At 42.9% G+C, this 17,493-nt stretch carries 20 protein-coding genes; 16 read left to right on the forward strand and 4 right to left on the reverse strand.

Going from position 1 to position 17,493, the window contains the following annotated elements:
• Positions 1 to 87 precede the first annotated feature (87 nt).
• From R8389_RS03280 to R8389_RS03290, 3 genes are all read right to left on the reverse strand, one after another.
• The gene (locus tag R8389_RS03280) at positions 88 to 426 is read right to left on the reverse strand and encodes a hypothetical protein (RefSeq protein ID WP_317638055.1); all 339 of its coding nucleotides are present in this window, start codon (positions 424 to 426) and stop codon (positions 88 to 90) included.
• Between the two features lie 151 nt (positions 427 to 577).
• Positions 578 to 1,111, reverse strand: a complete 534-nt coding sequence (locus R8389_RS03285; RefSeq protein ID WP_317638056.1) for a ClbS/DfsB family four-helix bundle protein — start codon at positions 1,109 to 1,111, stop codon at positions 578 to 580.
• Positions 1,112 to 1,513: 402 nt separating this feature from the next.
• Positions 1,514 to 2,134 (reverse strand): NUDIX hydrolase N-terminal domain-containing protein, encoded by a 621-nt coding sequence (locus R8389_RS03290; protein ID WP_317638057.1) that lies wholly within the window; start codon positions 2,132 to 2,134, stop codon positions 1,514 to 1,516.
• A 302-nt stretch (positions 2,135 to 2,436) separates the two neighbouring features.
• Here R8389_RS03290 and R8389_RS03295 point away from each other — a divergent pair, with 302 nt between their 5' ends.
• The 3 genes from R8389_RS03295 to R8389_RS03305 are packed head-to-tail and all read left to right on the forward strand — an operon-like array spanning position 2,437 to position 4,949.
• Positions 2,437 to 3,366 (forward strand): ABC transporter ATP-binding protein, encoded by a 930-nt coding sequence (locus R8389_RS03295; RefSeq protein ID WP_317638058.1) that lies wholly within the window; start codon positions 2,437 to 2,439, stop codon positions 3,364 to 3,366.
• A 6-nt stretch (positions 3,367 to 3,372) separates the two neighbouring features.
• Complete coding sequence (locus tag R8389_RS03300; RefSeq protein WP_317638059.1) at positions 3,373 to 4,167, forward strand: ABC transporter permease; 795 nt, start codon at positions 3,373 to 3,375, stop codon at positions 4,165 to 4,167.
• A gap of 2 nt (positions 4,168 to 4,169) precedes the next feature.
• Positions 4,170 to 4,949, forward strand: a complete 780-nt coding sequence (locus R8389_RS03305) for an ABC transporter permease (RefSeq protein WP_317638060.1) — start codon at positions 4,170 to 4,172, stop codon at positions 4,947 to 4,949.
• A 133-nt stretch (positions 4,950 to 5,082) separates the two neighbouring features.
• On the opposite strand, the gene R8389_RS03310 is transcribed toward R8389_RS03305, so the two are convergent.
• Positions 5,083 to 6,435, reverse strand: coding sequence for a Mur ligase family protein (locus tag R8389_RS03310; RefSeq protein ID WP_317638061.1), 1,353 nt, complete (start codon positions 6,433 to 6,435; stop codon positions 5,083 to 5,085).
• Between the two features lie 147 nt (positions 6,436 to 6,582).
• Between R8389_RS03310 and R8389_RS03315 the strand changes: the two genes are divergently transcribed.
• The 13 genes from R8389_RS03315 (at position 6,583) to R8389_RS03375 (ending at position 17,425) form a co-directional block, all read left to right on the forward strand.
• Entirely contained in the window at positions 6,583 to 7,182 is a 600-nt protein-coding gene (locus R8389_RS03315; RefSeq protein WP_317638062.1) for a thymidine kinase, read from the forward strand.
• 21 nt (positions 7,183 to 7,203) lie between these two features.
• A complete protein-coding gene (gene prfA, locus R8389_RS03320; protein ID WP_317638063.1) occupies positions 7,204 to 8,292 on the forward strand; it encodes a peptide chain release factor 1 in 1,089 nt (362 codons plus the stop codon).
• Entirely contained in the window at positions 8,285 to 9,133 is an 849-nt protein-coding gene (gene prmC, locus R8389_RS03325) for a peptide chain release factor N(5)-glutamine methyltransferase (protein WP_317638064.1), read from the forward strand. Before prfA ends, prmC begins: the two co-directional genes overlap by 8 nt.
• Entirely contained in the window at positions 9,133 to 10,137 is a 1,005-nt protein-coding gene (locus R8389_RS03330; protein WP_317638065.1) for an L-threonylcarbamoyladenylate synthase, read from the forward strand. Before prmC ends, R8389_RS03330 begins: the two co-directional genes overlap by 1 nt.
• An 82-nt stretch (positions 10,138 to 10,219) precedes the next feature.
• The gene (gene upp, locus R8389_RS03335) at positions 10,220 to 10,849 is read left to right on the forward strand and encodes a uracil phosphoribosyltransferase (protein WP_317638066.1); all 630 of its coding nucleotides are present in this window, start codon (positions 10,220 to 10,222) and stop codon (positions 10,847 to 10,849) included.
• Between the two features lie 105 nt (positions 10,850 to 10,954).
• On the forward strand, positions 10,955 to 11,668 hold the full coding sequence (atpB, locus tag R8389_RS03340) for a F0F1 ATP synthase subunit A (protein ID WP_317638067.1): 714 nt from the start codon (positions 10,955 to 10,957) through the stop codon (positions 11,666 to 11,668).
• A gap of 18 nt (positions 11,669 to 11,686) precedes the next feature.
• Positions 11,687 to 11,911 (forward strand): F0F1 ATP synthase subunit C, encoded by a 225-nt coding sequence (gene atpE, locus R8389_RS03345; RefSeq protein WP_317638068.1) that lies wholly within the window; start codon positions 11,687 to 11,689, stop codon positions 11,909 to 11,911.
• 43 nt (positions 11,912 to 11,954) lie between these two features.
• Positions 11,955 to 12,467, forward strand: a complete 513-nt coding sequence (atpF, locus tag R8389_RS03350; protein WP_317638069.1) for a F0F1 ATP synthase subunit B — start codon at positions 11,955 to 11,957, stop codon at positions 12,465 to 12,467.
• Positions 12,467 to 13,015, forward strand: a complete 549-nt coding sequence (atpH, locus tag R8389_RS03355; protein WP_317638070.1) for an ATP synthase F1 subunit delta — start codon at positions 12,467 to 12,469, stop codon at positions 13,013 to 13,015. The genes atpF and atpH overlap by 1 nt, the downstream gene beginning before the upstream one ends.
• A 14-nt stretch (positions 13,016 to 13,029) precedes the next feature.
• Positions 13,030 to 14,541, forward strand: a complete 1,512-nt coding sequence (gene atpA, locus R8389_RS03360; RefSeq protein WP_317638071.1) for a F0F1 ATP synthase subunit alpha — start codon at positions 13,030 to 13,032, stop codon at positions 14,539 to 14,541.
• A 9-nt stretch (positions 14,542 to 14,550) separates the two neighbouring features.
• A complete protein-coding gene (locus tag R8389_RS03365) occupies positions 14,551 to 15,513 on the forward strand; it encodes a F0F1 ATP synthase subunit gamma (protein ID WP_317638072.1) in 963 nt (320 codons plus the stop codon).
• A 23-nt stretch (positions 15,514 to 15,536) separates the two neighbouring features.
• On the forward strand, positions 15,537 to 16,976 hold the full coding sequence (gene atpD, locus R8389_RS03370; RefSeq protein ID WP_317638073.1) for a F0F1 ATP synthase subunit beta: 1,440 nt from the start codon (positions 15,537 to 15,539) through the stop codon (positions 16,974 to 16,976).
• Between the two features lie 11 nt (positions 16,977 to 16,987).
• A complete protein-coding gene (locus R8389_RS03375) occupies positions 16,988 to 17,425 on the forward strand; it encodes a F0F1 ATP synthase subunit epsilon (protein WP_317638074.1) in 438 nt (145 codons plus the stop codon).
• The last annotated feature ends 68 nt before the right edge of the window (positions 17,426 to 17,493 follow it).

Consider the following 17,493-nt stretch of genomic DNA (forward strand, 5'->3'; position numbering starts at 1 on the left):
CAAAAAGGGTCCTAACTCCGATTAGTTGAAGTCAGGACCCTTTTTGTAATAAGGTCAGTTTGCATCTTTACCCTGAATGGCTAAGAACTATTTCAAATACTTAAGCAGCTGCGAGATTTCTGCTTCTTTTTGGGCTTGCGGCAGGCTATTATCCTGCAAGATTTCGAGCGCTTGACGTGCTACGGAATATACTTGTTCATCGCCACTGTCGCTTAGAGTGTAACCAATATTTAAAAATGTTTCCAAGCTGCTAGTGTTTTGATCTGCTAAGGCCTTTTTTATTAGAAGTTTAGCAATGGTTTTGAAATTTCGTCTTTTTTTACGTTTTTCCTTGCTTTTTTCGTAAGCTGGTAAGAACAGGGCAATACAAACAGCGGCTATTTCGGCAAATGCTGTTACCCATTCAGACAATGGACCAATTTCCATAATTTATCCCTTTCTGTAATAGTAATTATAATTTACTATCATAGCTCAATTAGCACAGTCTGGAAACAAGTTTGATTGTGAATATTTGCCATTGCAAACGCAAAATAAAGTTAAATATTTTGCCACAGAACAGTATTATTGGGGAGTTTGTTTATTTTAATGATCGCTTATGTTTACGTAATTTCTTTAAGGCCCATTCATAGTGGCTTGAAGTATTAGAAATAAAGTACGATCCAAGAGCATTATTGCCAGTCCACGAAAAAGTCTTCTTGGTAAAAAGTTCGTCATTGGTAAAGGAGGCCAGTAATTGCATTACTTGCTCGTGACTCTTATGCAACAGTTCTTCCATTTCTGCTAAATTAGTGGACTGGTGTTTTTCCTGAAATTTGTTGTTCAGATCGCCATAGTTGCGCCAATTGTATCCAGCTGGCAAAAAAGCTTGCTCTTTGCCGGCTTGGTTATTATTAATCCAATTCAGTAGCAAATTTTGCCATTCATACAGGTGAGCCAATACATCACGTACATTATGATCACGTTGCCAATGTGCCTCCTTCAGGTTACTAGTATCGAAAGTAAAATCAGCTTCACGGGCATCTTCAGGTAACGAACTAATTAAAGCAAGCAGTTTTTGATAAGCAGTATTGCTCGCATCAATCAACTCGGTCTTATTGGTGGGTCTGGTCATATTCAGATCTCATTTTAATTTATGGTATTACTAAAACAAGTTTAGTATACCGAAAGAAAGAGCTTTTTGAAAATCTGCTAGCTACTGAAGATCAAAACATTACTAAATTCGAAAATGAATGTAACAACACATTATTTAATGATATGATTGTTTTTCAAATACAGAGCCACAAATTTGGGATTAAGTAACAGATGGTAGTTTTGCTGCCACCAATAGGGCACTCCCGCCTAATAGCTAGCGGAGTCAGTGCGTTTTGGAGCAAACTTGCGGTGACATTGGTGAGCTGCGGGATATTAACAAATTGACCATCTCTTAACGTTTTTAAAATTTGAGGAGTGCTGGCTTAACTTTTACAAAAAATCTGAAAAAATAAATTTATTTCGTTAAATTAAAGATACTCTCTTATTCAAAGATAGTTTTCCAATTGGTGCTGGAGTATGCATCAAAACACATTCGAACCTGTTCTTCAGAACCTTTGTCACTACTTAAGTTAGGGAGATCATCAAATGAAAAATAAGAACTTTGAGTAGTTTCGTTGTTCTTGGTAAAGTGACCGCCGATTGCCTTACAAAGAAAGAAAATTTCACAAACTCCGTAAGGATACGCTACCGTACTGTGTTTTGCTAAATCATGAATGGCTATTACATTTTCAACCGTAATATCAATACCAGCTTCTTCCTTAGTTTCTTTAATGCAATTTTCTGCGACTGATAAGTTAACTTCGCACCAACCGCCGGGAATGGACCAAGTTCCGTCATTTTCTTTTACTAATAATATCTTATTATTAGTAAAAATTGCAGCTCGAGTAGCAATTTTGGGAGTTTGATATCCTACTTCATTACAGAAAAGTTGTTTAACTTGTTCAATTTTTAAACTTGATTTTTCTGCTATCATTTCAGCAGCTATATCTCTAATTCGTTGGTATCGTTCTTGGTCGAATTTATCTTTACCGTAGGTCAACCCGATTTGAGCTAAACTTTGTAACTCAACGGCCCATTTGATTAGTTTGTCATTTTCTTTCATAATGTAAACCTCTAATATATTTCAGATAGCAATATTATATGTTGGCTTAAATTAAAAGTAAATATATTTTTAATTTCACTTGAGTCTTGGCCTATCACATGATTTCAGCTATAACAACTTTTAGCTTCTTTGACTTTAATATTAATTTAAGCTTAAATATAAATAAGATATAAAATAAACAGTAACCGACATTTTTATACAAGGTGTATTTTGTTTCGTGCTGTCTATCTAGAAATAGAAAAGTGGGTGGAATGTTGACTAAGCAGATTATTAATGCTCACCAACTGACAAAGGAATACTAGGTGGTCGATCGCAAAAGCACTTTAGGTTCGGCCATCAAGTCTGTTTTTGCTCCCCAGACTACTACGGTTAGAGCGGTTGACCACTTAAACTTTGGCGTCAACGAAGGCGAAGCCGTTGGCTTTATTGGGCAAAATGGTGCAGGTAAAACCACAACGATTAAGATGTTGACGGGTACGCTTTACCCAACGTCTGGATACTGTTGGGTTAATGGTTTTGACCCGGTTAAGCGTCAAAACGATTTTAAGCGGTCAATTTCCGTTGTCATGGGAAATCGGTCTCAATTGTTTAATGATCTAACGCCTCGTGATTATCTGAACTTCCTGCAGGCAGTCTATGATCGAAATTTGGCCGAATTTAATGAAATTGTTGACCAAATTGCTCAGACATTGAAGGTCGAAGACAAGTTGAATTTGCAGACACGCAAGCTGTCTCTAGGTGAACGGATGAAAATTGAATTTTTGGCTGCAGTATCGATCAAGCCCAGGGTGCTTTTCTTAGACGAACCGACAATTGGGTTAGATGTCTTGGCAAAAAGAGATATCCGCAGTTTTTTGGTGAAGTTGAATAAGGAAAAGGGACTCACAATCTTCTTGACGTCTCATGATATGGAAGATATTGCGACCATTTGTGATCGACTAATAATTGTCAACCAGGGTAAACTCATTTGGGACGGACAGACTCAGGATCTAATCAAAAAATTCCAACAAAACAAGTACATTACTTTTAATAAGGCTGCGTCTTTTCGAGCTTTTAAGTTGAATGAGGACATTGTCAGTCAGGATGAGATTAAGATTACGATCAGGGTTCCAGCTAGTCAAGTTGATCAAAAGTTAAGCGAATTGATCGACGTTAAGGCGGGTACAGACTACAGTATTCAGGACTTAAAACTGGATGACATCATTTTTGAATTGTTTTCAAAAGGAGAATAGTAAATAGTGCGGGCCTATTTTGCAATTATGAAAATTGCTATGAAATCAATCCTTAATAATAAAAGCAGTGTCGCTATCTTATTATTGCAGTCGCTCGTCCCAATTATTGTGATGGGCTATTTGTGGTCAAGTATCTTGGCTCCCGGACAAAAAATCGGTGGAATGAGTAAAAATCAAATGCTGGTTTACTATTGCGGGGTCAACTTCATTAACTTTTTCGTGTGGTATGCGATCGATTGGGACCTGAATAACGATATCCATTCTGGTGAATTGTCCAATATCTTACACCGGCCAGTTGCTCTGCAGACCTACTACTTTTGCCGCATGTTAGGTGATCGTGCGGCAAATTTCTTGCTCTTGGCGCCGCTGGTGCTACTCGGCCTGGTCTACCTGTGTATGCACAGCGGCCTAGCCGTTTCTGTAATAACAATTGTTAAATTTCTGGTCAATATCGCCTTAACAGCAACCCTTTGGTTTATGTTTTCCTATCTCGTAGGTTGTTTGGCCTATTGGTTCGAAAATTTGTTTTTTGTGTTATTAGTCAAAGAAGTAATGGTTTCACTGCTTGCCGGTTATTATTTTCCCTTGGCAATTTTGCCTTCAGCTTGGCGCAGGGTCCTTAACTGGTTACCCTTTCAGTATTTTGGCGCTTTTCCAGTCACTTCCCTAATCAAGAAAACCTCTACAGTCTTTTGGCTCCAAAATGTTGCACTAGAAGTGATTTGGCTGGGGATTTTTTATGTGCTAATGATGGTAGCCAATAAAAGGGGACTGCATCAGTATTCAGATGTTCGAGGATAACAATGAAACAAAATTTATTGATGATCAAATCGTTGGTTAAAGTTTCTTTCTTGCAGGCGATGTCATATCGATTGGATGTTTTGTTTGGTCTACTATCATCAGTTATTTGGTTAGGCGTGCCCATTATCTTTTTCAAAGTTTTATATTTAAACGTCGATCAAATTGCCGGTTGGACTTTCAATGAAACACTTCTTCTGGTGGGTGTGTATACCCTAATTGATGGTATCATGATGGCTTTTTTGGTTAGTTCAATGCCTAGCCTAGAGCAAGACATTCGCGAGGGCACACTCGACAACATCTTGCTTAAACCGATTAATCCGCAATTATATTACTTCTGTCATGCAATTGACTTTACCCAGTTTTTAAATGCTCTGCTGGGATTAGCGGTGATTGTCTATGCGACTTGGGGTTATCAATTTAGGCTGACCCAAATCTTGCTTTTCATTATTTCATGTCTAGCCGGCAGCATCCTGTATTATTCGCTCTGGTTCTTGTGGACGATTACAACCTTTTGGTTTCCAACTAATTTTGGTCGCTCCGACCTCTTCTTGAGTCTGATTCAGCTTAGCCGCTACCCGTCCAGTATTTACCGGGGTGCTGGTAGCATCCTGTTTAACTTTTTGCTCCCTTTCGGAATGGTGGCGACACCAGCTACGGTCGTTTTATTGCATAAAAGTATGGCTGTCCTAATAGTGCAGCTTTTAGTAGCTGGGGTTTTTGCTCTACTTGATATGCTCTTTTGGAAATTGGGAATTAGCAAGTATGATGGAGCAGGACGCTAGCAATCAGAATGGTCCAGCACTCTAAAACATAAATTCCTGCGGGGTAAGTGGCCATTTGGCATCTGTATACCTGAAATTAAGTTTGAAATTAAAAAAACGCAAGCTGCTTTTGCAACTTGTGCTTTTTGTATGGCTACATGCCCGCCTTGATAATCTTCTGCTCGGCCATGGCCTTGCGCAAGGCCAGGAGGGCGGTATAGGTTGATAGGATGTAGACTTTCTTGGTAGGCAGCTGGGCTAGCTGATTAATTACTTCTTCGTAATTGTTGCAAGTAGTCATATTATCCGGCTCAAAACCGGCTACTTCAAGCCGGAAATGCATGTCTTTAGATCGTTCACCGCCGACCAAGATGTGCTTAATCTGATCATGGTTTAAATCTTCAAATTGGCCATCCCAGATCCAGGAGGTGTCGATACCATCGGCGTGATTGGCGTTAAGCAAGGTCACTAGGGAATAGTTGTCTTGTTCTGTATCCAACATGTGCAAGACTTCATCCAAGCCAACCGGATTCTTTACCAAAATTAAGTCGATTTTCTTGCCTGCATAAGTAATTAACTCTTGCCGGCCGAAGACGCGTTTGTTTCTGGAAAAGGAGCGGGCGATTTCATCTTCGCTTAAATCGAAGTGGCGAGCAACGGCATAAGCCGCTAGAGCATTATAGATATTGTAAGTACCACCAATGTCAATAGTGTATTCTTTAAGCCCCATTTGAAAGTGTAACCGGTTGGGGTTCTGTTCGATAATTCGATTGACCGAATAGGTTAATTGAGGGCGCTGGTAACCACAGTTGGGACAGAAGAAGTCGCCAAGATTGGCATAAATACGGTCGTGGTAGTGCAAAATGTGGTCACAACGCGGACAGAGGATGCCATCTGTGTTAACCGGGGCCGTCGTATCGTTTTGCTGCTGGTCACTGGGTAAGTTGAAGCCGAAAAAAAGTTTGGGGTTAGCTAACTCAACTGAAGAGAAAATACTGGCGTCGCCATTGGCAATAATCGTAGCTTGGGGTGCTAACTTGATGCCGGCCACGATTTTTTCATAAGTGGTGTAGATTTCGCCGTAGCGATCCATCTGGTCACGAAAAATATTAGTGAGGACGAAGCAAGTCGGCTGAAGCAACTTGGTTACCAGCTTCACGTTGGCTTCATCGACTTCCAAAACGGCAATACGCCGGTCAGCACCATTGTCCTTATGGGCCAAAAAAGCCGTAACAATTCCTTGTTCCATGTTTGAGCCAGACGGGTTAGTAAGGACATCGCCGTATTTCTCTCGGAGCGCCTCGACAATCAGTGCTGTAGTCATGGTTTTACCGTTGGTACCAGTTACAATCACGGTTTCGTAGCCGCTGGCTAAAGAAGTCAAAACTTCGGGGTCAAACTTCATGGCCAACTTGCCGGGAAAGCTGGTGCCTCCTTTAAGGACATTGTGAAGGAACCAGTAGCTCGACTTACCAGCAAATTTGGCGATTCTAGATTTTAGATTCATATTTATCCCTCGCTTTAAAATCACTAACAACTATAGCATAGCCGCCAACTGAAAACGAGTTTTTGGCGACATTTGCCTGCACGAATTTTGATTTTCATCTATACTAGATTAGTTAGATGAATTTTAACTAAAAATAGAGGAGCAAAAATGGCACAATTATTTTTTCTTTATGGTGCAATGAGCAGTGGCAAAACCATTGAAATTTTAAAGGATGCACATAATTACGAGGCCCAAGGCCGTAAAATTGCTCTGCTGACGAGTGGAGTAGATAATCGCAACGGGGTTGGTACGATTGCTTCGAGAATCGGAATGGAACGTAAGGCTGTCCCGATTGATGCTGAAATGGACGTCTTTGCTTACATCAAAAAGATTAATGCCGAGGATCAGGCTCGTGGTGATGGTCCAATTGCTTGCGTCCTTGTTGATGAAGCCCAATTTTTGGAGCGACATCACGTGATGGAATGTGCTAAAATTGTCGACGAATTAGGAATTCCGGTAATGACCTTTGGCTTGAAGAACGACTTTCAGAACAACTTGTTTGAGGGTAGTAAGAACCTATTGATTTTTGCTGATAAAATTACGGAAATCAAAACAATCTGTCACTACTGCGGACGCAAGGCCACAATGAATCTGCGTATTCACAATGGCCTGCCAGTCTATGAGGGTGACCAGGTCAAAATTGGCGGCGACGAGAGTTATCACCCGGTGTGTCGTTTTCATTACTTTCATCCAGAGCAAATAAGATAGTTATAGAGGAGAAGAAAAAATATGGATAAGATTATGGCCAGGCTTGAAGGTCTTGTAGCGCACTACGATGAGCTGCAGGAAATGATGGCTGATCCAGAGGTTATTAATGACACCAAGCGTTATATGGAGATCTCCAAGGAGGAGTCAGACCTGCGCGAAGTGGTTGAAAAATACCGTAAATACAAGGCAGATAAAAAGGAAATTGCCGACAATAAGGAAATGATGGCTAGCGAAAGTGATAGCGATTTAGTTGAGATGGCCAAGGAAGAAAATAGTACGCTAGAAGCAGAAATTACTGACCTTGAAGATGAGATTAAGCTGCTGATGCTGCCCCAAGATCCTAATGATGACAAGGACATTATCATGGAAATCCGCGGTGCTGCAGGAGGTGATGAGGCCTCGCTGTTCGCTGGGGACTTACTTCGGATGTATGAAAAATACGCCGAACAGCAGAATTGGCAGGTTTCCATAGTTGATAGCGACCCTACCGAAGTTGGCGGTTACAAGCATATCGCCATCATGATTACGGGTAATAAGGTTTATTCAAAATTAAAGTATGAGAATGGTGCACACCGTGTACAACGGGTTCCAGTTACTGAGTCGCAGGGCCGGGTTCATACCTCAACGGCAACGGTTGCAGTGATGCCAGAATACGAGCAAGTTGACTTTGAGTTAGATCCCAAAGACCTTAGAGTTGATGTTTACCGTGCTAGTGGTGCTGGTGGTCAGCACATTAACAAGACTTCCAGTGCCGTACGCATGACGCACCTGCCAACGGGAATTGCTGTTGCAATGCAGGACCAGCGGAGCCAGCAGCAGAATCGGGAAAAGGCGATGCAGATTTTGACTTCGCGAGTTTATGACTATTATGAAAGCCAAAACCGGGACCAATATGACGCTGAACGTAAGAGTGCAGTCGGTACCGGTGATCGTTCTGAGCGAATTAGAACATACAACTATCCGCAAAATCGAGTTACGGACCACCGCATTGGTTTGACTCTCAACAAGTTGGACCGGATTATGAACGGTGAACTAGATGAAGTTATCGATGCTTTAAGTCTCTACTTCCAAACTAAGCAACTAGAGGAGCTGGCCAATCAAAATGCCTAAGATTAAGACTTTAAAAGACTTGTATGCTTGGGCAAAAGACGAAGCAGGTGACCACCGAGATGAAGAGGTTGCTTATTTACTGGCAGAGCGTTTACAACTTAGCCCAAGCGAATTTCAACTGAAACCAGATATGGAACTAACTGCAGGCCAGGTTAAGCAAGCGCAAAAAGATATGCAGAAACTGGTTAAGGGTATCTCGCCCCAGTATATCTTGGGCTATTCCTGGTTCTTGGGCTATCAAATGATAGTGCAACCAGGTGTGCTAATTCCGCGCTTTGAGACCGAGGAGTTGGTTGAGTGGGCACTGGACCGCTTAAAAACGGGAGACAAGGTACTTGATCTAGGCACGGGGTCGGGCTGCATTACAGTAGCTCTGGCAATGGAGGCTGCTAAGCGCGGAATCGCCAACCTCGACCTGTATGCGTCAGACGTGACCGATGCGGCCTTAAGAACTAGTGAAGAAAATTTTCTAAAGTACGATCTTGATGTGACTGTCCGCAAGGCCAATATTTTGATTGGCTTAGAAAAGTTTGACAAAATCATTTCTAATCCGCCATACATTAAAGAAACGGAAAGAGCCGTTATGGACCAAAATGTTTTGCAAAATGAACCAGAAGAAGCTCTTTTTGGGGGCAAGGATGGCCTGAATTTTTACCGTAAGTTTGCTCAAACAGTGCCTGAACACCTAAACAGCGGGGGCGAATTCTTTTTGGAGTATGGCTTCAGTGAAAAGCAGCAGTTACAGGACTTGTTTGCGCGTGAGTTGCCGGACTTTACCTGTGAATTTAAAAATGACCTGGCGGGAAAGCCGCGGATGGTTTGGGGGAAGTGGAACAAGTAATGGAAACAGAAATTTTTTCTGCAGGCCAAATTGATGCTGCGGTTAACTTGTTGGCTAAGGGGGAATTAGTCGCATTTCCGACCGAAACAGTCTACGGGTTAGGCGCACTTGCAACTAATGAAGAAGCAGTTAAGCAAGTTTATGCAGCCAAGGGCAGGCCAAGTGACAATCCGTTGATTGTGACGGTTGCAGATAAAGAAATGATGTCGCACTATGTCCAAGAAGTTTCGGATCGAGCTGAAAAGCTGATTAACCATTTTTGGCCGGGACCGCTGACGATTCTGCTCAAGGCTAGGCCAGGCAGCTTACCTAAGGCCGTTACTGGCGGTCTAGCCACTGTTGCCTTGCGCTGTCCTGATGATCAGCTGACTCGTGAAATGATTGCCAAACTCGGTTCGCCAATTGTCGGCCCCTCTGCGAACACTTCGACTAAGCCCAGTCCAACAACTGCCCAGCATGTTTTTCATGACTTAAGGGGGAAGATTGCGGGTATTATTGACGGTGGCCCAACTAAGGTGGGGCTTGAATCAACTATTATTGATATAGCGGTTAAAAGTCCCGTTGTTCTGCGACCAGGTGCAATCACTCCTGAAGAACTTAGCCGGGTGCTTGGTGAAACCGTGCTAATCAACCGCGGTCAGGTATCCGATCAGGAGGTACCTAAAGCTCCAGGCATGAAGTACCGCCACTATGCTCCTAGTGCCGCGGTGGTGGTTGTAGATGATGCACAGGATTTTGCACAAATCAACTTTGACGAAAATACAGGGGTCATGGCGCTAAATGCAGAATTGACCAAGCTTGATCTGCCAGCCCAAAACAAGTTTGACCTGGGCAATGGTCTGGCTGATGCTGACCGCAACTTATTTGCGGGTCTACGTTATTTTGATGATCAGAGCCAAATTAAGCAAATTTTTGTCCAGGGTTTTGGCGGCAGTGAGCAGACTTTAGCCTACATGAACAGGCTAAATAAGGCGGCCGCGGGTCATCATTTTCAAGTAAAATAAAAAATAACTAGCAAAGGACTTTAAACCCTTTGCTTTTTTGATTAAAATAACTCTAAGCATGTATATTTTTTAGGAGGAACAAATGGGCAAATTTACGGTATTGGATCATCCATTAATCCAACACAAGTTAACTATTATCAGGCGCAAGGAGACGAGTTCAAACGAATTTCGTCAAATTGTCGGCGAGATTGGGGGACTCATGACCTATGAAATCACCCGCGACTTGCCGCTGCAAGATGTTGAAATCGAGACCCCGATTGGCAAGACCACGCAAAAAGCGATTGCTGGTAAGAAATTGACCATCGTTCCCATCCTGCGTGCAGGTATTGGGATGTTAAATGGGGTAATGGAAATGATTCCGGCTGCTAAGGTTGGTGTGATTGGGATGTACCGCGACGAAGAGACACTGACACCGCACGAATATTTTTGTAAAATGCCAAAAGACATTGCGGAACGTGAATGCCTAGTTGTTGACCCGATGCTTGCGACTGGCGGCTCTGCTAATATGGCCATCAGCGCCTTAAAGAAGCGCGGTGTCACGGATATTAAGTTGGCCGTTTTGGTTGCAGCTCCTGAAGGAGTAAAAGCAGTCCAGAAAGAAAATCCCGACGTTGATATTTTTGCGGCTGCAGAAGATGATAAATTATTGCCAAATGGCTACATTTTCCCAGGTCTAGGAGACGCTGGTGACCGCCTGTTTGGCACGAAATAAGTAAATTATTGTAGAATTCGCTTACAAACTTACACAAAATTATTGAATGGTGTTAATATTGTATGAGTGTTCGAAAATGGGCACAAGAAGGGAGGTCACGAAGTATTGGAGGAATCATTTGTTTTTAAATTTTTGGGTTTAAACTTTGATCTCGCAGGGATCATCGGTTCAACTTTAATGGCAGCTGCAGTTTTATTGGTCTGCATTTGGCTGTCACGGACAGTTGAGCTGAAACCAAACAAAAAGCAAAACGTACTGGAATACCTACTCGACTTCACTGATGGCATTGTTAAAGACAACGTCAGTGATTCCGATGCACGGAAGCACCTCTCGCTGTATGCCTTTGTTTTGTTTCTCTTTATCTGGTTTATGAACCAGCTGGGGATGTTCCTGGAGGTCAAAGTCGGTGACTTTATGTTTATTAAGTCACCAACAGCGGACCCGGTAACGACAATGTCATTTGCAATGATGACCTTGCTCTTATCATTTACCTTTGGAATGCAAAAATTTGGCACGCGTGGTTATTGGCGTAACTATGCTGAACCAGTTGGTTTTTTGTTCCCAATCAATATGATTGAGGAAATAACTAACTTCTTAACACTATCTTTGCGTTTATATGGTAATATCTATGCGGGTGAAGTTTTATTAACGTTGATTGGTAATAACCTGGCTCCTAGCTTTGGAATTCCAACAATGATTTTGGCAGCTCCACTGGCTATGATATGGCAAGGTTTCTCTGTCTTCATTGGCTCTATCCAGGCATATGTTTTCGTAACTTTATCAATGGTTTACATTGGTAAAAAAGTTACAAAAGAATAATTTTTTGGAGGTTTAAATATGTCACAAGCTTTTAAATATCTTTCAGCTGCACTTGTAGCTGGTATTGCAGCCCTTGCTGCTTCTTGGGGTAACGGTAAGGTTATCACTAAGACGGTTGAAAGCATGGCGCGCCAACCTGAAAGTGCTGGCAACCTGAGATCAACAATGTTTATTGGTGTTGGTTTGATCGAAGCTGTTCCTATCTTGGCGATTGTTGTTGCTTTCCTGATTCTCTTCCTTTAATTTGCCAAGAGTTAATAGGTTAAAAAAGAGAGAAGGGCAGTAAATGACATTTCAAACATTATTTGCAGCCTCAGCGAATCACATCTACATCGGTAATACCATCTGGTACATGATTGTCTTCGCAATTTTGCTTCTTTTAGTTAAGCATTATGCTTGGGGACCAGTCTCCGACATGATGGAGAAGAGACGGCAAAAAGTAATCAATGATTTGGATTCAGCCGCAGATAACCGCAAAAAAGCCGAAGTTTTGGCTAATGAACGTGAAGCTGCTTTGAAGAATTCAAAACAAGAGGCAATGCAAATTCTCTCTAGTGCAAAGACTGACGCGCAGAAGACGAGCAGTCAGATTGTCGCAGAAGCTAACGATGATGCTGCTGCGATTCACGCTAAGGCTCAAACCGATGCCGCTCAGGCAAAGGCTGCAGCTTTAGATGAGGCACGTGCAGAGGTGGCTGATATTTCGGTCACAATTGCTGAAAAAGTAATTGCACGGAATTTGTCTGCTGATGACCAAAAGGATTTGGTTGATCAATTTATTAAGGGGCTGAATAAGTAATGGCCTTGAGTAAAGAAGAAATTGCTGCACGTTATGGTACTGCACTGTTTGATTATGCGCAGGATATGAAAGCTTTAGAGGCTGTTCATGCGGATTTACAGGAGTTGCGCCAAGCACTGTCTGCTCATCCACAAATTTTACAGGTTTTTAGTGATCCGATACTAAACACTACAGAAAAGAAAAAGGCTTTGTCTGCAATTGAGCAGGGTTTGGTCGATGAAGTCCAGAACTTTCTGAACTTACTACTCGATTACAATCATTTTTCTGCTCTGCCAGCTATTATCGCTTACTTTAACGACTTGTATAACAAAAACAAAAAAATCATGGCGGGAACCGCAATTACGTCAATTGAATTAGACGAGTCCCAGCTTAAGGCTTTGGGCGAGAGTTATGCACAAAAATATGGCTTGACCCAGGTTCACCTTGATAACGAGGTTGACGATAGCATTATTGGTGGTGTGATTCTGAAAGTCGGCGATTATGTCGTTGATGGTTCCGTCAAAAACAAGCTGACCAAGATTCGTGCGCGGTTAATTAGTAAAGATTAAAAGAGGTGAAACCATTGAGCATAAAAGCAGAAGAGATTAGCTCTTTGATCAAGCAGCAGCTTGAACACTATGATGACAAACTCGACATTAAAGAAGTTGGAGTTGTGACTTACATAGGTGATGGTATCGCCCGGGCTCACGGATTGAATAATGTTCTGGCCAATGAATTGTTGGAATTTGACAATGGTTCTTATGGTATTGCTCAAAACCTTGAATCAAATGATGTTGGTATCATTATTTTAGGTAACTTTGACAATATTCGAGAAGGCGACCAAGTCAAGAGAACCGGTCAAATTATGCGGGTTCCGGTTGGCGATGAGTTAATCGGTCGGGTGGTTAACCCTTTGGGTCAGCCAGTCGATGGGTTAGGCGAAATCAAGACGAAGAAGACGCGGCCAATCGAGGACACGGCTCCAGGCGTGATGGAACGGCAGTCGGTTAATCAGCCACTGCAAACCGGTATCAAGTCAATTGATGCCCTCGTTCCAATCGGCCGGGGTCAGCGTGAACTCATTATTGGTGACCGTAAGACGGGTAAAACCAGTTTGGCCATCGATACCATTTTGAACCAAAAGGGTCAAGACGTAATTTGTATTTATGTCTTCATTGGACAAAAGGAATCAACGGTTAGAACCCAGGTAGAAACATTGAAGCGTTTCGGTGCAATGGATTATACGATTGTGGTGGAAGCCGGACCAAGTGAACCGGCACCGATGCTGTACATTGCACCGTACGCTGGGACCGCGATGGGTGAGGAATTCATGTACAAGGGCAAGGATGTTCTGGTGGTCTTTGATGACCTCTCCAAGCAAGCCGTGGCCTACCGTGAACTTTCCTTGCTCCTTCGTCGTCCGCCTGGTCGTGAAGCCTACCCGGGTGACGTTTTCTACTTGCACTCACGCCTTTTAGAGCGTAGTGCGAAGTTGAGTGATGACCTGGGCGGAGGATCGATGACGGCAATACCGTTCATCCAGACCGAGGCCGGAGACATCTCAGCTTATATTCCAACCAACGTGATTTCAATTACGGACGGCCAGATCTTCCTGCAGAGTGACTTGTTCTTTGCAGGGACACGGCCGGCGATTGACGCTGGTAACTCTGTTTCCCGGGTTGGTGGTAGTGCCCAAATCAAGGCGATGAAGAAGGTTGCGGGTACCTTGCGTACCGACCTGGCCGCCTTCCACGAACTGGAGAGTTTTGCCCAGTTCGGTAGCGACTTGGATCAGGCAACGCAAGCCAAGCTGAACCGTGGTCGCCGGGTTGTTGAAGTATTGAAGCAGCCACTGCACGACCCAATTCCGGTCGAAAAGCAGGTTGTCATTTTGTACGCTTTGACTCACGGCTACCTGGATTCCGTTCCGGTAGAAGATATCGCACGCTTTGAAAAAGAGCTATATGATAACTTTGATAATGCTCACGCAGACTTGCTTAAGCAGATTCGTGAGACTGGTGAATTACCTGATGAAAAAGAGTTACAAGCTGCACTTAGCGCATTTGCAGATAGCTTTTCACCAAGTAATAACTAGGAGGTAATTATGCCTGCATCATTACTTGAGTTGAAGAATAAAATTGCTTCAGTTAAGCAAACTGGTAAAATCACGGAGGCCATGCGAATGGTTTCCGCGGCAAAATTAAACCAAACCGAAAAGCGCGATAAGGGCTACACGACCTATAATGATCATGTTCGCAATACCCTGTCGCGCCTAATGAGTGCTGAAGTTATCAACCACCTACATCGTGAAAACGTTAAGGTGGATACTGATAGTATGGGTAAAATTGACTATGAAAATGTGTTTGATCTCGGAATTATCTCTGATATGATTCAAGCACGTAAAGAAGTCAAATCTACCGGCTATTTAGTTGTTACTGGTGACCGGGGCTTGGTTGGATCTTATAATAGTGCAGTCATAAAAAATATGATGGGACTAGTTGAAGATTCAAGAGCCCAGCACCGGGACATCAAGATTTTGGCAGTTGGTTCAGTTGGTGCGGAGTTTTTTAAGAAAAATCACCTAAACGTGGTTTATGAAAACAATGCGATCACTGATGTGCCGACTTTTGATGAGGTTTTGCCAATTGTTTCAACGGCGATTAAAATGTATTTGAACGGAGTTTACGACGAGTTGTACGTTTGTTATACCCACCACGTTAACTCTTTGTCATCTGCATTTCGGGTTGAAAAGATGCTACCAATTGTCGATATTGATATTGGCATTAAAGAAGCTGAAGCGCACAAAGATTTAGAATATGATATTGAACCTGATGTTAATGCAGTCTTAACCACTTTAGTTCCGCAATATGCGCGGTCGACTATTTATGGTGCAATTTTGGATGCCAAAACATCCGAGCATGCAAGCTCGATGACAGCCATGCAGAGTGCAACGGACAATGTTAATGATCTGGTTTCAAGTCTAACTACTAAGTTAAACCGTGCAAGACAAGCAGAAATCACTACTGAAATTACTGAAATTGTCAGTGGTGCCAATGCTTTGAAATAATTAGAGAAAAGGAGGTAGATATTTTGAGTGAAGGTGAAGTTGTTCAAGTAATCGGCCCTGTGGTCGATGTAAAATTTCCACTTGATAAAGGCCTACCTGACATTAATAATGCTTTGCGTGTAATTAAGTCCAAAGACGAGACGATTGTCCTTGAAGTTACGCTAGAGCTTGGTGATGGGGTCCTTAGAACAATCGCCATGGAATCTACCAATGGTCTGATGCGCGGGATGAAAGTCCAAGATACTGGTGGCCCAATCTCAGTACCAGTTGGCAGTGATACCTTGGGCCGGGTGTTTAACGTTTTAGGCGACACGATTGATAATGGACCCGAGTTTGGTCAAGATCATGATCGTGATAGCATCCACAAGGAAGCACCTAAATATGATGAATTGACTACTAGTCAGGAGATTCTTGAAACCGGAATAAAGGTTATCGACTTACTCGAGCCTTACGTTCGTGGTGGTAAAGTTGGTCTGTTTGGTGGTGCTGGTGTTGGTAAAACGACGATTATTCAAGAGTTGATTCACAACATTGCCCAAGAACATGGCGGTATTTCTGTCTTTACCGGTGTTGGTGAAAGAACGCGTGAAGGTAATGACCTTTACTTCGAAATGAAGGCATCGGGCGTTTTGAGCAAGACCGCGATGGTCTTTGGTCAGATGAACGAGCCGCCTGGTGCCAGAATGCGGGTAGCCTTGACCGGACTGACTTTAGCTGAGTACTTCCGGGATGTTGAAGGGCAAGATGTGTTACTTTTTATTGACAACATCTTCCGCTTTACCCAAGCGGGTTCCGAGGTCTCGGCCTTGCTGGGACGGATGCCAAGTGCGGTTGGTTATCAACCGACGCTGGCTACAGAAATGGGTCAATTGCAGGAAAGAATCACTTCGACTAAGAAAGGTTCGATTACTTCAATTCAGGCCGTTTATGTGCCAGCCGATGACTATACTGACCCGGCACCAGCCACAACTTTTGCTCACCTGGACGCAACGACCAACTTGGAGCGTAGCTTGGTTGAGCAGGGGATTTATCCAGCTGTTGATCCGCTCCAATCCACTTCTAGTGCCTTGGATCCGGAAGTTGTTGGGCAGGAGCACTACGAAGTTGCTACCCAAGTGCAGCACGTCCTGCAACGTTACCATGAATTACAGGACATCATTTCTGTTTTAGGAATGGATGAATTGTCTGATGAAGAAAAGGTAATTGTTAGTCGGGCACGGAAGATTCAGTTCTTCCTGTCACAAAACTTCTTTGTTGCAGAGCAGTTTACCGGTGTTCCCGGTTCTTATGTTCCGATCAAGGAAACGATTAAGGGCTTTAAGATGATTCTGGATGGTCACCTCGATGACTTACCAGAAGATGCTTTTCGGAGTGTTGGTCCAATTGAAGACGTTTTGAAAAAAGCGCAGTCGATGGGCGTAACTGCTAGCGATCCAGAAGCTAAAGCATTGCTAGAAAAGTAGGGTGATGTCAAATGGCAGATCCAGAAAAACTTTTCAAAGTAAATGTGGTAACTCCTGATGGCTTGGTCTTTTCCCATCGTTGTAGTCTCGTCGAGATGCGTGCAATTGATGGGCAACGTTCAGTCATGTATAATCACTTACCGCTTTTAACCCCACTAGCAATTGGTGAAATCAGGGTTAAACGCAGTCGTGAAGACAATGAGACAGTTAATCATATTGCTGTTTCAGGTGGTTATTTTGAATTTTCTGATAACGTTGCCACAATCATTGCTGATAGTGCTGAGCGTTCGAGCAGCATCGATGTTTCTCGGGCCGAAGCGGCCAGAAAACGAGCACAAGCGGCGATGGAAGAAGCTAAGGCCAGTCATGATCAACAATCACTTGAACGTGCTCAAGTTGCGTTGAAAAGGGCTGCGAACAGAATTAGTGTTTACAATTCCAGTAACTAGTATTAGAGTTTTAAACGGATGCACCAAAAGTGTGTATCCGTTTTTGTTTAATTAGAGAAAAGCGAGAA

This window comes from Lactobacillus xylocopicola, assembly GCF_033096005.1.
Lineage (GTDB): Bacteria > Bacillota > Bacilli > Lactobacillales > Lactobacillaceae > Lactobacillus > Lactobacillus xylocopicola.